This is a genomic window from Friedmanniella luteola (assembly GCF_900105065.1).
Classification (GTDB): Bacteria; Actinomycetota; Actinomycetes; order Propionibacteriales; family Propionibacteriaceae; genus Microlunatus; species Microlunatus luteolus.
The window spans coordinates 3288250-3302382 of the sequence record NZ_LT629749.1 but is presented as its reverse complement, the minus strand read 5'-3'; the positions used below and the strand labels follow the sequence as shown (position 1 = coordinate 3302382).

Genomic DNA, 14133 nt, shown 5'->3' with positions numbered 1-14133 from the left:
GGGACGTGACCCAGCGAGCAGCCGAGCAGACCGCCGGCGCGACGACGGCGGAGCCCTCCTGGACGCCGCGGCTGGCCGCCCTCGCCGTCGCGGCCGCGGTGGCCGTCAGCGTCATCTACATCCCGCAGTCGCTGCTGACCGACGTGGCGGGCGACCTCGGCGTCAGCCCGGGGGCCGCCGGCCTGGTCGCCACGGCCGTCCAGGCGGGCTACGCGCTGGGCATCCTGCTGCTGGTGCCGCTGGCCGACCGGGTGCACCCCCGCCGTCAGGTCACGGTGCAGTCGCTGCTGCTGGCGGCCGCCCTGGCGCTCTCGGCCGTGCTGCCCACGGTCGCCGCGGTCGCCGCCGGTTTCGCCGTCGTCGGCCTGGTGGCCAACATCGCGCAGGTGATCATCCCGGCCGCGGGCCGGCTGGCCCCCGTCGCGCGTCGCGGCACCACCACGGCCACCATCGTCGGCTCGTTGTCGGTCGGGATCTTCGGCGGCCGGATCGCCGCCAGCCTGGTCGTCGAGGCCTTCGGCTGGCGCTGGGTCACGGTCGGCTTCGCCCTGCTGGTGCTCGCCACCGTGCCCTTCACCCGGCGGGCGCTGCGGGACGCGCCCGTCCCGGCCGAGGCCGGCACCCCCTACCCGCGGCTGCTGCTCGACACGCTCGCGCTGGTCCGCCGCAGCCCGGAGCTGAGCCAGTCCGCGCTGCTGCAGTTCTTCGTCTTCGCGACCTTCAACTCGGCCTGGACGGTCATGGTGCTGCACCTGACCGCGGAACCGTACGGCTGGAGCGTCCGGACCGCCGGGCTCTTCGGCCTGGTCGGCCTCGCGGCCGGGCTCACCACGCCGTTGGCGGGCCGCCTGGTGGACCGCTTCGGCACACTGCCCGTCGCCGGCGGGGCGCTGGCGGTGATGCTGGTCGCCATGGCCGCGGTCGTCGTCGACGCGGACCGGCTGGTGCCCTTCGCCCTCAGCATGTTCGCCGCGACGGCGGCCAGCCAGCTGCACCAGTCGGCGCACCAGAACCGGGTGCTGGCGGTGGACCCGGGGCGGGCGGCCCAGGCCAACACCGTCTTCATGTTCTTCGTCTTCCTCGGTGGCTCGACCGGGGCGTTCCTCGGCCCGGCGGCCTACGCGGCCGGCGGGATGGCGCGCGTCGGGCTGGTCTGCTGCGGGCTGCTGGTGCTCGCCCTGGCGGCCTGGGCCGCCCTGACCCTGCACACCCGGCGGGTGGCGCGGGCGGCGGTGCTGGCCGGCTGAGACCGGCGGAGAGCGGGTGACGAGAATCGAACTCGCGTAGCCAGTTTGGAAGACTGGGGCTCTACCATTGAGCTACACCCGCGGGGCTGACGAACCCGGTCATCCAACCACACCGGCCCGCCCCCGAGCACATCCGCGGAGGCCGGGGCCGCACGGTCCTGGTCGGGGCGACAGGACTCGAACCTGCGATCTTCTGCTCCCAAAGCAGACGCGCTAGCCACTACGCTACGCCCCGGTGACGACCGTCGGGGAGACGGCGTCGAGGCCTGAGTGTAGGGCACCCGCGGGGGTCGACCAATCCTGGTTTTGGCCGGTCCGGCCGCCCGGAAGTAGGATGACCGTTGCTCTAGACGAGCCGTGACTCGGGGCGCTGTCTGACGACGCCCTGGGACGAAACCCCAATCCAGGAGTGACAAGAGTGCCCAGCACTGTCGAGCAGCTGAGCCCCACGCGGGTCAAGATCACCGTCGAGGTGCCGTTCACCGATCTCAAGCCCAGCATGGACAAGGCGTACGCCGAGATCGCCAAGACCATCAGCATCCCCGGCTTCCGCCGCGGCAAGGTGCCCCCGATGGTCATCGACCAGCGCTTCGGGCGCGGCGCGGTGATCCAGGAGGCGTTCAACGACTCCTGGATGCGCTTCTACGGCGCGGCGGTGGCGGAGAACCAGCTCGCCCCGCTGACCCAGCCCGAGGTCGAGGTCACCAAGCTCGAGGACGGTGACCTGATCGAGTTCACCGCCGAGGTGGACGTGCGGCCCGAGTTCGACCTCCCCGACTTCGCCACGCTGACCGCGACCGTCGACGCCCTCGAGGTGCCCGACGCCCAGGTCGACGAGCAGATCGACGTGCTCCGCGGCCGCTTCGGCTCGCGCGAGACCGTCGAGCGCGCGGCCGCCGACGGCGACATCCTCACCATCAACCTGGTCGCCACCCAGAACGGCGAGGCGCTGCCCGACGCCACCGCCGAGGACCTCGAGTACACCGTCGGCTCCGGCCAGATGCTCGACGGCCTGGACGAGGCCGTCACCGGCCTGTCCGCCGGGGAGTCGACGACCTTCACCTCCACCCTCGTCGGCGGTCCCCTCAAGGACGAGCAGGCCGACATCGAGGTGACGGTCACCAAGGTGCAGGCCCAGGAGCTGCCGGAGGCGGACGACGAGCTGGCCCAGCAGGCCTCGGAGTTCGACACCATCGGCGAGCTGCGCGCCAGCATCGCCGACCGGCTGACGGCGATGGCCCGCCTCGACCAGGCCGGCCGCGCTCGCGACGCCGTCCTCGAGGAGCTCATCTCCCAGCTGGAGATCGACGTGCCGGAGAACATCCTGGCCTCGGAGACCGACGCGCGGAAGCAGCAGATCACCGCCCAGCTCGCGCAGGCGCAGCTCAGCCTCGAGCAGTACCTGAGCGAGGCGGAGGAGGGGCAGACGGAGGACGAGTTCTGGGCCGACGTCGACACCCGCTCCACGCAGGCGCTCAAGGCGCAGATGATCCTGGACAAGGTCGCCGAGGAGCGCGCGGTCAGCGTGGACCAGAACGACCTGACGCAGCACATCATCCGCAAGGCGCAGCAGGACAACGTGCCGCCGCAGCAGGTCGCCGACCACCTGCAGGAGCACCCGCACCACATCGACGAGTACATGACGGAGATCCGTCGCGGCAAGGCGCTCGCGCTGATCGTCGAGTCGGCCACGGTCACCGACAGCAACGGCGCCCCCGTCGAGCTGGCCAACCTCCGGGAGGACGGCACCATCGCCGAGCCCGGCGAGGAGACCGAGGTCGTCGAGGGCGAGGTGCTCGACGGGACGGCCGGCAGCACCGACGTCGAGGACGCCCCCGTCGCCGAGGAGGAGCAGGCCCAGGCCTGACCCCCCGCTCCACGCGCAGCACCGCAGAGCCCCCGTCCGGCAACGGACGGGGGCTCTGTGCTGTTGGTCCTCGCTCCGCTGTGCTGTTGGTCCTCGCTCCGCTGTGCTTTCTGTCCTCGCTCCGCTGTGCTTTCTGTCCTCGCTCCGCTCGGACGCGGATCGGGCTGTAACCGCTGTCGACGTCGTCGTGCGTGAACGAAAAGCGTGTTCACGCGCTCCTCCTCTCGACAGCGGCGCCCGCTCCGTGTGCCCCGGCCGTCTGTGCTTCCTGTCCTGGCTCCGCTCGGGGGCGGATCGGGCTGTGACCCCTGTCGACGTCGTCGGACGTGAACGAAAAGCGTGTCCACACCCTCCTCCTCTCGACAGCGGCGCCCGCTCCGTGTGCCCCGGCCGTCTGTGCTTCCTGTCCTGGCTCCGCTCGGGGGCGGACCGGGCTGTGACCCCTGTCGACGTCGTCGGACGTGAACGAAAAGCGTGTTCACACCCTCCTCCTCTCGGCAGCGGCGCCCGATCCGTGTGCCCCGGCCGTCTGTGCTTCCTGTCCTGGCTCCGCTCGGGGGCGGATCGGGCTGTGACCCCTGTCGACGTCGTCGGACGTGAACGAAAAGCGTGTCCACACCCTCCTCCTCTCGACAGCGGCGCCCGATCCGTGTGCCCCGGCCGTCTGTGCTTCCTGTCCTGGCTCCGCTCGGGGGCGGATCGGGCTGTGACCCCTGTCGACGTCGTCGGACGTGAACGAAAAGCGTGTCCACACCCTCCTCCTCTCGGCAGCGGCGCCCGATCCGTGTGCCCCGGCCGTCTGTGCTTCCTGTCCTGGCTCCGCTCGGACGCGGATCGGGCCTTGACCCGGTCCGTGCACGCGGTGTCGGGGTGACCTGAGGGTGGCCGCACAAGCCTGCGCAGATCCTGAGCCGGGGCCGACGTCGGCCACAGCCCCCGCCGAGGTCGGACCGGCATCGTTCTTCTTGCCGGTGGACGAGGGGGATCCCCGGCGAGAGGCCCGCAGGAGCGCAGATCAGGGGGAGCGCCACCGAGGGCCGAGGAACGGCGCAGGTGCAGGACGGACCAGGTCAGGGGGAGGCCCGTCCGCACCGACGTCGAGGCGGACGGCGCGGCCGTGGCTCCGATCAGGGGGAGAGCCACGCCCGCCCTCCCCGGCCCTGCGCGCGGGCCGCGGCACGCTGCGCCGACAGCGAACAACAGCGGCGGGCACCCCGGGTTGTCCGTGCTGCGCGGTAGGTTCGTCGACGTGAACGCACACTCCGAGTACCCAGGGCAGGCGGGCGTCATCCAGCCCCGAGCAGCCAGCCGCAACGGCATCGGCCTCGACGACAACGTGTACCAGGCGCTGCTGCAGAACCGCATCATCTTCCTCGGCTCCGAGGTCCGCGACGAGAACGCCAACGCGATCTGCGCGCAGATGCTGCTGCTGAACGCCGAGGACCCGCACCGCGACATCTACCTCTACATCAACTCCCCGGGTGGTTCGGTCGACTCGGGCATGGCGATCTACGACACCATGAACTGGATCTCGAACGACGTCGCGACCGTGGCCATGGGTCTGGCGGCGTCGATGGGTCAGTTCCTGCTGTGCGCCGGGACCAAGGGCAAGCGCTACGCCCTGCCGCACAGCCGGATCATGATGCACCAGCCCTCCGGCGGCCTCGGCGGTACGGCGAGCGACATCCGGATCCAGGCCGAGCAGTCGCTGCACATCAAGACGGTCATGCAGAAGCTGATCGCCGAGCACACCGGCCAGACGCTGGAGCAGATCGAGGCCGACTCCGACCGCGACCGCTGGTTCACCGCCGAGGACGCGCTGAAGTACGGCCAGATCGACCACGTCTACGCCTCGGCCGCGCAGATCCCGTCCTCCCAAGCCCCCAACCAGTAAGGAGCGTGCGATGAGCAACGCATCATTCGGCGCGCCCCGTGCCGAGGGTCAGCCGTTCGCGCCGACCATGGACTACTACATCCCGCAGTGGGAGGAGCGCACGTCCTACGGGATGCGGCGCATCGACCCCTACACCAAGCTGTTCGAGGACCGCATCATCTTCCTCGGCACCCCGATCTCGGACGAGATCGCGAACGCGGTGATGGCCCAGCTGCTGTGCCTGCAGCAGATGGACGCCGACCGCGACATCGAGATCTACATCAACTCCCCGGGCGGCTCGTTCACCGCACTGACGGCGATCTACGACACGATGCGCTACATCAAGCCCGACGTGCGCACCGTCTGCCTCGGGCAGGCCGCCTCGGCCGCCGCGGTGATCCTGGCCGCCGGCACCAAGGGCAAGCGGCTCGCCCTGCCGAACAGCCGGATCCTGATCCACCAGCCGGCCACCGAGGGTGGCTACGGCCAGTCCTCCGACATCGAGATCCAGGCGCGAGAGATCCTGCGCATCCGGTCCCTCATGGAGGACATGCTGGCCACCGACACCGGCAAGAGCACCGCCGAGGTCAGCAAGGACATCGAGCGGGACAAGTACCTGACGGCCGAGCAGGCCCTCGAGTACGGCATCATCGACGAGATCCTGACGTCCCTCAAGGCCGTCGACGCCTGAGCCCAGGCCGGGTCCCGCGCCCGGCGACGAGGTCCTCCACAACGTCGTCGGGTCGGGTTAACCTGACTCCTCCGGCCGACCCGCGGGTTGCCGGGCAGCACCGAGGAAAGGAAGCACCGTGGCGCGCATCGGAGAGAGCGGTGACCTGCTCAAGTGCTCCTTCTGCGGGAAGAGCCAGAAGCAGGTCAAGAAGCTCATCGCCGGTCCAGGTGTCTACATCTGCGACGAGTGCATCGATCTCTGCAACGAGATCATCGAGGAGGAGTTCTCCGAGGGCACCGAGGTGGGCCTGCTGGAGGAGCTGCCGAAGCCGCACGCGATCCGGGCCTTCCTCGACGGCTACGTGATCGGCCAGGGCGGCGCGAAGAAGGCGCTCGCCGTGGCTGTCTACAACCACTACAAGCGCGTCCAGGCGCAGGCGGCCAACCCCGCCCGTCGCGTCGAGGACGACGGCGTCGAGCTCGGCAAGTCCAACATCCTGCTGATCGGCCCGACGGGCTGCGGCAAGACCTACCTGGCGCAGACCCTGGCCAAGATGCTCAACGTGCCCTTCGCCATCGCCGACGCGACGGCGCTGACCGAGGCCGGCTACGTCGGCGAGGACGTCGAGAACATCCTGCTCAAGCTGATCCAGGCGGCGGACTTCGACGTGAAGAAGGCCGAGACCGGCATCATCTACATCGACGAGGTCGACAAGATCGCCCGCAAGAGCGAGAACCCGTCGATCACCCGGGACGTCTCGGGCGAGGGCGTCCAGCAGGCGCTGCTCAAGATCCTCGAGGGCACCTCGGCCAGCGTGCCGCCGCAGGGGGGCCGCAAGCACCCGCACCAGGACTTCATCCAGATCGACACGACCAACGTGCTGTTCATCGTCGGCGGTGCGTTCTCGGGGCTGGACCACATCATCTCCAGCCGGGTCGGCAAGCGGCCGCTGGGGTTCAACAACGACTCGGCCACCCGCCGGCCCGAGTCCGAGGACCCCTTCGAGGACGTCCGGCCCGAGGACCTGGTCAAGTTCGGCCTGATCCCGGAGTTCATCGGCCGGCTGCCGATGATCGCGTCGGTCAGCCCGCTGGACCACGACGCGCTGGTCCGGATCCTCGTCGAGCCGAAGAACGCGCTGGTCAAGCAGTTCAAGAAGCTCTTCGAGCTGGACGGCGTCGAGCTGGAGTTCAGCGAGGACGCCATCGAGGCGATCGCCGACCTCGCGCTGCTGCGCGGGACCGGCGCCCGCGGCCTCCGGGCCATCCTCGAGGAGGTCCTGCTCAACGTCATGTACGACGTCCCGAGCAGTGACGACGTCGCCCAGGTGATCATCACCGCCGAGGTCGTCAAGGACGCCGCCCTGCCGACGCTGGTCCCGCGGGAGAAGCTCGCCAAGCGCGAGCGCCGCGAGAAGTCCGCCTGAGCGCAGCTGCCCTGACGACCTGGTCGGTCACCGGCCCCGGCCGGCACGTCCCCGCACCCGCGGCGGCGCGCCGGGCGGGGCCGGTGCTGGTTCAGGTCCCGCCCTCGAGGTGCTCGAGGAAGTCGACGAGGTCGGCCCACAGGGCGGTCCGCGAGGCCGCCATGGCGTTGTTGGCGCCCGAGGGTCCGGGGAGCACGAAGGCGGGCACGCCGGCTACGGCCCAGCCCAGCTCGCCGTAGCCCCGGGGGAGCCGCTCGTCCGCGCCGCGGGCGTACCAGGTGGCCGCCGTCTTGCTGACGAACGCGACCACCCGGGGGCCGGCGGCCCGGACGGCGGCGTCGAAGGGTGCGCGGTGGACCGCCATCTCCGGCTCGCGACCGGCGATCTCCACCCGCTCGATCACCAGGTCGGTCAGGCCGACCCCGTGGTCCAGCAGGCGCTCGGCCCGGTCCGGGGAGAGACGCTCGGTGACCAGACCGCTGTCGTGGGCGAGGGCCCAGAACTGGTTGCCCGGTCCCGCGTAGTACCGGGCGGGACGGCGGCCGCGGCCGGTGGTGCCCGCGACCAGCACCCGGAGCCCCGGGCGCAGCAGGGAGCGGTCGGGGGCGGTGCTCATCGGGTCAGGTGCGGCCACGGTCGAGGTCCGCGGGGTGCAGGAGGACGACAGCCGAGGACGGGCCGTCGGCCGTCGTCCTCCCGCAGTTCCGCTGGCGTCAGCCGTTGACGGCCGAGGCGAGCGAGGCGAGGGAGGACTCCATCGCGTCGGCGCTCACCAGCGGGAAGCCGATCTTCTTCAGCAGGTCCTTGTCCGTGACGTGGGTCCAGTCGTAGGTCAGCGACACCTCGGTCTGGTCCGAGCCGTCGGCCTTGAGCTCGTAGAGCCACTCCCACCCGGGGGGCTCGGTGCCCGCCGGGGCGGTCTTCCAGGCGATCAGCGTGTTGGGCTGGAAGCCGGTGACGTGGTTGTCCACCTGGTACTCCCCGCCCATGTGGTCGCCCTCCATGTTCATCCGGAAGGTGTCGCCCACGGCGCTGATCCGCTGCGGCTTCACCGCCGAGCGGATGAAGCCGGAGCCGTCGAACTCCGTGTGCCGCCCGGGGTTGCTGAGCAGCTCGAAGATCTGCGCCGCCGGGGCGTTGATGGTGCGCGTGGCCGTCTGCGTCGTCGTCATACCGGCCAGTCTGGCCCGTGCCCGGGGACGCCGGTGCACCGGGGCCTGTCGTGCACGACCCATCCACCTGCTGGACGGTCGGGAAGAGGACCGACCCCCGCCGGGGTTGCACCCGACATGAAGGCCATCGTCTACACCACCACAGGTACCCCGTCCGTCCTCGACCTCGTCGACCGGGAGCTGCCCGAGCCCGGGCCCTCCGAGGTCCGGGTCAAGATCGCCGTGTCCGGCGTCAACCCGACCGACTGGAAGTCCCGGGTCGGCGGCGGTCCCGGCCAGGAGCTGCCGTTCCCCGAGGTCACCCCGAACCAGGACGGGGCCGGCACCGTCGACGCCATCGGCGCGGAGGCCGCCGACCTGGCCCCGCTGCTCGAGGTCGGTGACCCGGTCTGGACGTTCCTGTCCCAGCACCAGCGCGCGACCGGCACCGCCCAGGAGTACGTCGTCCTGCCGGTCGAGCACGTCGTCGCGCTGCCGGAGGGCGTCTCGCTCGACGTCGGCGCCTCGCTCGGCGTCCCGGCGATGACCGCCCACCGGGCGCTGACCGTCTCCGAGCAGGGTCCGTCGCGGCTCGCTCCTGGGGCGCTCGACGGCAAGGTCGTCCTGGTCGCCGGGGGAGCGGGCGCCGTCGGGCACGCCGCGATCCAGCTGGCCCGCTGGGCCGGCGCCACCGTCGTCACCACCATCAGCAGCGACGCCAAGGCGGCGCTGGCCACCGCGGCCGGTGCCCACCACGTCGTCAACTACCGGACCGGGGACGCCGTCGCCGAGATCCAGGCGGTGGCCCCCGACGGGGTGGACATCGTCGTCGAGGTGGCGCCCGGGCCCAACGCGGCACTCAACCTCGCCGTCCTGGCCAACCACGGGACGGTGGCCTACTACGCCAACAACAACGGCGACGGGGTCACCCTGGACGTCGTCCCGCACTTCGCGAAGAACATCCGCTACCAGGGCCTGCTGCTCTACACCGTCGGCGAGGACGCCCTGGCCGTGGCCGCGGAGGACATCACCGCCGCCCTGCGCGACGGCGCCCTGCCCGTCGGCGAGGAGTTCGGGCTGCCGCTCACCCGGTTCCCGCTGGAGCAGACGGCGGAGGCCCACGCCGCCGTCGAGGCCGACACGGTCGGCAAGGTGCTCATCGACGTCGCGGGCTGATCTCCGGCGCCGCTGCCCCTACGCTGCCGTCCGTGGTCGATCACCAGGGGCGGGAGCGGTTGGGGCGGACGGGCGTGCGGGTGACCCCGCTGGGATTCGGCGCCGCGGCCCTCGGCAACCTCTACGCGCCCGTCACCGACGAGGACGCCCGCGCCGCGGTCGACGCCGCCTGGGGCGCGGGGATCCGCTACTTCGACACCGCCCCGCACTACGGGCTCGGGCTGTCCGAGCGACGCCTCGGGGCGGCGCTGGCCGGCCGGCCGCGGGACCAGTTCGTCGTCTCCACCAAGGTGGGCCGCCTGCTCGTGCCCAACCCGCACCCCACCGGGTCGGACCGGGAGCACCAGTTCGCCGTCCCGGACACCCTGGCGCGGGTGCGGGACTACTCCGCCGACGGCGTCCGGCGGAGCCTGGAGGCCAGCCTGGAACGGCTCGGGCTGGACCGGGCCGACGTCGTCCTGGTGCACGACCCCGACGACGCCCTCGACCAGGCCCTCGGCGAGGCCGTCCCCGCCCTGGCCGCGCTGCGCGACCAGGGCGTCATCGGGGCGGTCGGCGTCGGCATGAACCAGTGGCAGGCGCTGCGCCGCTTCGTCCTCGAGAGCGCGGTCGACGTCGTCATGGTCGCCGGCCGCTGGACCCTCGTCGACCGCAGCGCCGAGCCCCTGATGACCGCGGCGGCGGAGCGCGGCGTGTCCGTGCTGGCGGCGGCGGCCTACAACTCCGGGCTGCTGGCCTCGGCCCGGCCCGCCGACGACGCGACCTTCGACTACGGCCCGGCGCCGGCGGAGGTGCTGGCCGACGCCCGCCGCTGGGCGGACCGCGCCGAGCAGCACGGCGTCGCGCTGCCCGACCTGGCCCTGCAGTTCCCGCTGCGGCACCCCGCCACCGCCGCGGTGGTGGTGGGCCTGCGCTCAGCGGCGGAGGTGGCCGCGGCGGTCGAGCGGATGAACCGGCCGATCGCCGAGGCGGTCTGGGCGGAGGGCTGACGGTCAGCGCGACCGGCGGTCGTCCCCGTGAGCCCGTCCCCGGCCCTCCGGCCGGCTCAGGAGCCCGTGGTGCGGAGAGGGCTCAGGCGGCGGTCGCGGCCCGGAGCCCGTCGACCAGCGGGGTCGTCGGCCGGCCGATGAGCCGGCGCAGGTCGCCGGTGCTGGTGTCGGCCAGCGTCCCCTCGGCGGTGTTCGCGTCGAGGGCGGCGACGAAGCCCGCGGTGGCCTCGTCCAGCCCGGCCGCGGTGAGGGCGGCGACGTGCTCGTCGGTGCTGAGGTCGCGGTACTCGACCGGGCTCCCGGTCACCTCGGTGATCGCCGCGGCGAGCTCCGGCCTCGTCCAGGCGACGTCCCCGGCCAGCTCGTACACCCGGTCGTCGTGCCCGGCGCCCAGGGCGACGGCGGCAGCCGCCTCGGCGTAGTCCTGCCGGGCGGCGCTGGCGGTCCGGCCGCCGTGCGCACTGCCCAGCAGCACCCCCGACTCCGCCGCCTGGCTGACCTGATCCGCGTAGTTCTCGTGGTACCAGTTGTTCCGCAGGATGGTGAAGGCCAGCCCGGAGCCGACGATGACCTCCTCGGTCGCCTTGTGCTCCGGGGCGAGGACCAGCGGCGTGGTGTCGGCGTGCGGGGCGCTGGTGTAGACCACCCGCGCGACGCCGGCGGCGCGGGCCGCCTCGACGACGGTGGTGTGCTGGCGCACGCGCTGGCCCACCTCGCTGCCCGAGACCAGCACCAGGACGTCGACGCCCGCCAGAGCGGCCTCCAGCGCCGCCCGGTCGTCGTAGGACGCCACCCGGGTCTCGACGTCTCGACCCAGCACCTCGGCCGCCTTGGCGGGGTCGCGGACCAGGGCGACGACGTCGGCGCCCTGGGCGCGCAGGGACGCGACGACGAGGCGGCCGAGGTGGCCGGTGGCTCCGGTGACGGCGGTGGTGGGCATGGGCGGGCTCCTCGGTCAGTTGAAACTTATACTGACCGCCAACCGGCAGACGGCGGGCGTTATTCCGCCGGCCGGTCGTCCTCCGCCAGCGTCACCCGGACGGCCAGCGCGCCGGCCCCCTCCACCCAGCGGACCGGACCGCTGATCCGGCCGACGGCCCGCAGGTCCGCCTCGACCGCCTGCAGCCGTGCCAGGGCGTCCGACGGTCCCGAGAACTCGGCCGCCGCGACGTCGGTGCGCATGGACACCTTCGCCTGCGACTTGGCACCCCGGATCTCCACGAGCGCGCTCGAGACCGCCGTCAGCACGGCCGGGTCGCCGTCCACCGCCAGCTCGGACCGGGTGGGCCAGCTGGCCGTGTGGATGGAGCCGTCCTTCCACCACGACCACACCTCCTCGGTCGCGAACGGCATGATCGGCGCCAGCAGCCGGAGCATGACGTCGAGCGCCAGGGCCAGCGCGGCCTGCGCCGAGCGGACGGCGGGGTCGGTGGGGTCGCCGTAGGCCCGCTCCTTCACCAGCTCGAGGTAGTCGTCGCAGAACTGCCAGAAGAACTGCTCGCTGACCTCCAGCGCGCCGGTGTAGTCGAAGGCGTCGAAGGCCCGGGTCGCCGCCCCCACCACGTCGGCCAGCGCGGCCAGCACCGCCCGGTCGACCGGCTCGGTGACGGCGGCCAGGTCGGGGTCGCTGCTGATCCCCAGCACGAACCTCGACGCGTTGAGCACCTTGGTCGCGAGCCGGCGCCCCACCTTCATCTCCCGCTCGTCGAACGGGGAGTCCAGGCCCGGCCGGGCCTTGGCGGCCCGCCAGCGCACGGCGTCGGAGCCGTAGCGCTGCAGGATGTCGGTCGGCACCACCACGTTGCCCTGGGACTTGCTCATCTTCTTGCGGTCCGGGTCCATGACGAAGCCCGAGATCATCGACCGCCGCCAGGGCAGCGAGTGGTTCTCGAAGTGGGCGCGGACCACGCGCGAGAACAGCCAGGTCCGGATGATCTCGTGCGCGTGGGTGTTGAGGTCCATCGGGAAGGTGAGCTCGAACAGCTCCGCGTCCCGCTCCCAGCCGCAGACGATCTGCGGGCTGAGCGAGGACGTCGCCCAGGTGTCCATGACGTCGGGGTCGGCCATGAACCCGCCGGCGACCCCCCGCTGCTCGGCGGTGTAGCCGGCCGGCACGTCGGAGCTGGGGTCGACCGGGAGCTGGGCCTCCTCGGGCACCAGCGGGTGCGCGTAGTCGGGCTCGCCGTCCGCGTCGAGGGCGTACCAGACCGGGAACGGCACCCCGAAGAAGCGCTGCCGCGAGATGAGCCAGTCGCCGTTCAGCCCGCCGACCCAGTTGTCGTAGCGGTACTTCATGTGCTGCGGGACCCAGGCCAGCTCGTCGCCGCGCTCCAGCATCGTCGCCTTGAGCTCGGCGTCGCGCCCGCCGTTGCGGATGTACCACTGCCGGGTCGACACGATCTCCAGCGGCTTGTCGCCCTTCTCGTAGAAGCTCGCCTTCCGCTGCGTCGGCTTCGGCTCCCCGACCAGGTCGCCGGCGGCGCGCAGGGCGGCCACGACGGCCTCGCGGGCCGAGAAGGTCGTCTTGCCGGCCAGCTCCTCCCAGTCCACCGTCTCGGGCAGCCACGCGGGCTTGTCCCGCAGGATCCGGCCGTCGCGGCCGATGATCACCCGGGCCGGCAGCTGCAGCTCCCGCCACCAGGTGACGTCGGTCAGGTCGCCGAACGTGCAGCACATGACCAGGCCCGAGCCCTTGTCGATCTCGGCGGCGGGGTGCGCCAGCACCGGCAGCTCGACGCCGTAGACCGGCGAGGTGACGGTCTGGCCGAACAGGTGCGCGTAGCGCTCGTCGTCCGGGTGGGCGATCAGGGCCACGCAGGCCGGGATCAGCTCCGGCCGCGTGGTCTCGACGTGGACGGGCCCGCCCCCGGCGTGGAAGGCGACCCGGTGGTAGGCGCCCGGGTAGTCGCGGGCCTCCAGCTCGGCCTGGGCGACCGCGGTCTGGAAGGTCACGTCCCACAGCGTCGGGGCCTCGGACATGTAGGCCTCGTCGCGGGCGACGTTGCGCAGGAACGCCTTCTGCGCCACGGCCACCGAGTCGTCGGAGATGGTCGTGTAGAGCGAGGACCAGTCGACGCTCAGCCCCACGCGACGCCACAGGTCCTCGAAGCTGCGCTCGTCGACGTGGGTGAGCTCGTGGCACAGCTCGACGAAGTTGCGCCGGCTCACCGGCACCTGGCGCTTGGCGTCTGGCTTCTCGGGCGGGCTGAAGTCCGGGTCGTAGGGGACCGAGGGGTCGCAGCGCACGCCGAAGTAGTTCTGCACCCGGCGCTCGGTCGGCAGCCCGTTGTCGTCCCAGCCGATGGGGTAGAACACGTGCTTGCCGGTCATCCGCTGGTAGCGGGCCACCAGGTCGGTGTGGGTGTAGGAGAACACGTGGCCGACGTGCAGCGAGCCGGACACCGTGGGGGGCGGGGTGTCGATGCTGAACACCTCGGCGCGCGACGTGGGACGGACGAAGGCGTAGGTGCTGTCAGTCCGCCACTGCTCCACCCAGCGGTCCTCCAGGCCCTCCAGGGCCGGCTTCTCCGGTACCCGGGCGCTGCCGCGGGGGCTCGCGTCGGTACGGGGGTCAGCGGTCTGGGTCATGGTGCTGATCCTAGGAGAACCCGGCGGTACCGCCCGCACGCCTTTCGGGCGCGGGCCGGTGCGGCCCGGGCCGTCGCCCCCTGCGCCGCCGCGGTGGCCGGAGCGCCACAGGTCCCCGCGGTGGCGGGCCCTAGACTCGTGGG

General features: G+C 72.2%; 11 protein-coding genes and 2 tRNA genes. 7 read left to right on the top strand and 6 right to left on the bottom strand.

Features of this window, described 5'->3' with window-relative positions:
* Positions 1 to 5 precede the first annotated feature (5 nt).
* A complete protein-coding gene (locus BLT72_RS15555) occupies positions 6 to 1247 on the top strand; it encodes an MFS transporter (RefSeq protein WP_091413959.1) in 1242 nt (413 codons plus the stop codon).
* 11 nt (positions 1248 to 1258) lie between these two features.
* Here the strand turns inward: BLT72_RS15555 and BLT72_RS15550 are convergent.
* Both BLT72_RS15550 and BLT72_RS15545 read right to left on the bottom strand, forming a co-directional pair.
* Positions 1259 to 1329, bottom strand: a tRNA-Gly gene (locus tag BLT72_RS15550).
* Positions 1330 to 1406: 77 nt separating this feature from the next.
* Positions 1407 to 1482 (bottom strand) — tRNA-Pro (locus BLT72_RS15545).
* 183 nt (positions 1483 to 1665) lie between these two features.
* Between BLT72_RS15545 and tig the strand changes: the two genes are divergently transcribed.
* The 4 genes from tig to clpX all read left to right on the top strand — a co-directional run bounded on the left by tig (position 1666) and on the right by clpX (position 7086).
* Positions 1666 to 3114, top strand: a complete 1449-nt coding sequence (gene tig, locus BLT72_RS15540) for a trigger factor (protein WP_091413958.1) — start codon at positions 1666 to 1668, stop codon at positions 3112 to 3114.
* A 1288-nt stretch (positions 3115 to 4402) separates the two neighbouring features.
* Positions 4403 to 5008: a ClpP family protease gene (locus BLT72_RS15535; RefSeq protein WP_091417609.1), complete on the top strand. Its 606-nt coding sequence runs from the start codon at positions 4403 to 4405 to the stop codon at positions 5006 to 5008.
* Between the two features lie 10 nt (positions 5009 to 5018).
* A complete protein-coding gene (locus tag BLT72_RS15530; RefSeq protein WP_280949224.1) occupies positions 5019 to 5678 on the top strand; it encodes an ATP-dependent Clp protease proteolytic subunit in 660 nt (219 codons plus the stop codon).
* A 118-nt stretch (positions 5679 to 5796) separates the two neighbouring features.
* A complete protein-coding gene (gene clpX, locus BLT72_RS15525; protein WP_091413956.1) occupies positions 5797 to 7086 on the top strand; it encodes an ATP-dependent Clp protease ATP-binding subunit ClpX in 1290 nt (429 codons plus the stop codon).
* Between the two features lie 91 nt (positions 7087 to 7177).
* Here clpX and BLT72_RS15520 read toward each other — a convergent pair whose 3' ends face one another.
* Entirely contained in the window at positions 7178 to 7702 is a 525-nt protein-coding gene (locus BLT72_RS15520; protein ID WP_091413955.1) for a mismatch-specific DNA-glycosylase, read from the bottom strand.
* 97 nt (positions 7703 to 7799) lie between these two features.
* A complete protein-coding gene (locus tag BLT72_RS15515) occupies positions 7800 to 8258 on the bottom strand; it encodes an SRPBCC family protein (RefSeq protein ID WP_091413954.1) in 459 nt (152 codons plus the stop codon).
* A 117-nt stretch (positions 8259 to 8375) separates the two neighbouring features.
* Here BLT72_RS15515 and BLT72_RS15510 point away from each other — a divergent pair, with 117 nt between their 5' ends.
* Positions 8376 to 9413, top strand: a complete 1038-nt coding sequence (locus BLT72_RS15510) for an NADPH:quinone reductase (RefSeq protein WP_091413953.1) — start codon at positions 8376 to 8378, stop codon at positions 9411 to 9413.
* Between the two features lie 32 nt (positions 9414 to 9445).
* Positions 9446 to 10402 (top strand): aldo/keto reductase, encoded by a 957-nt coding sequence (locus BLT72_RS15505; RefSeq protein WP_172826090.1) that lies wholly within the window; start codon positions 9446 to 9448, stop codon positions 10400 to 10402.
* 82 nt (positions 10403 to 10484) lie between these two features.
* On the opposite strand, the gene BLT72_RS15500 is transcribed toward BLT72_RS15505, so the two are convergent.
* A complete protein-coding gene (locus BLT72_RS15500) occupies positions 10485 to 11342 on the bottom strand; it encodes an NAD(P)H-binding protein (protein WP_091413952.1) in 858 nt (285 codons plus the stop codon).
* Between the two features lie 59 nt (positions 11343 to 11401).
* Positions 11402 to 13990 (bottom strand): valine--tRNA ligase, encoded by a 2589-nt coding sequence (valS, locus tag BLT72_RS15495; RefSeq protein WP_091413951.1) that lies wholly within the window; start codon positions 13988 to 13990, stop codon positions 11402 to 11404.
* Between the last annotated feature and the right edge of the window lie 143 nt (positions 13991 to 14133).

Coding starts and splice junctions, on each gene's coding strand:
- BLT72_RS15530 (WP_280949224.1), top strand. CDS start 5,019: ATGAGCAACGCATCATTCGGCGCGCCCCGTGCCGAGGGTCAGCCGTTC.
- BLT72_RS15520 (WP_091413955.1), bottom strand. CDS start 7,702: ATGAGCACCGCCCCCGACCGCTCCCTGCTGCGCCCGGGGCTCCGGGTG.
- BLT72_RS15515 (WP_091413954.1), bottom strand. CDS start 8,258: ATGACGACGACGCAGACGGCCACGCGCACCATCAACGCCCCGGCGGCG.
- BLT72_RS15510 (WP_091413953.1), top strand. CDS start 8,376: ATGAAGGCCATCGTCTACACCACCACAGGTACCCCGTCCGTCCTCGAC.
- BLT72_RS15500 (WP_091413952.1), bottom strand. CDS start 11,342: ATGCCCACCACCGCCGTCACCGGAGCCACCGGCCACCTCGGCCGCCTC.
- valS (WP_091413951.1), bottom strand. CDS start 13,990: ATGACCCAGACCGCTGACCCCCGTACCGACGCGAGCCCCCGCGGCAGC.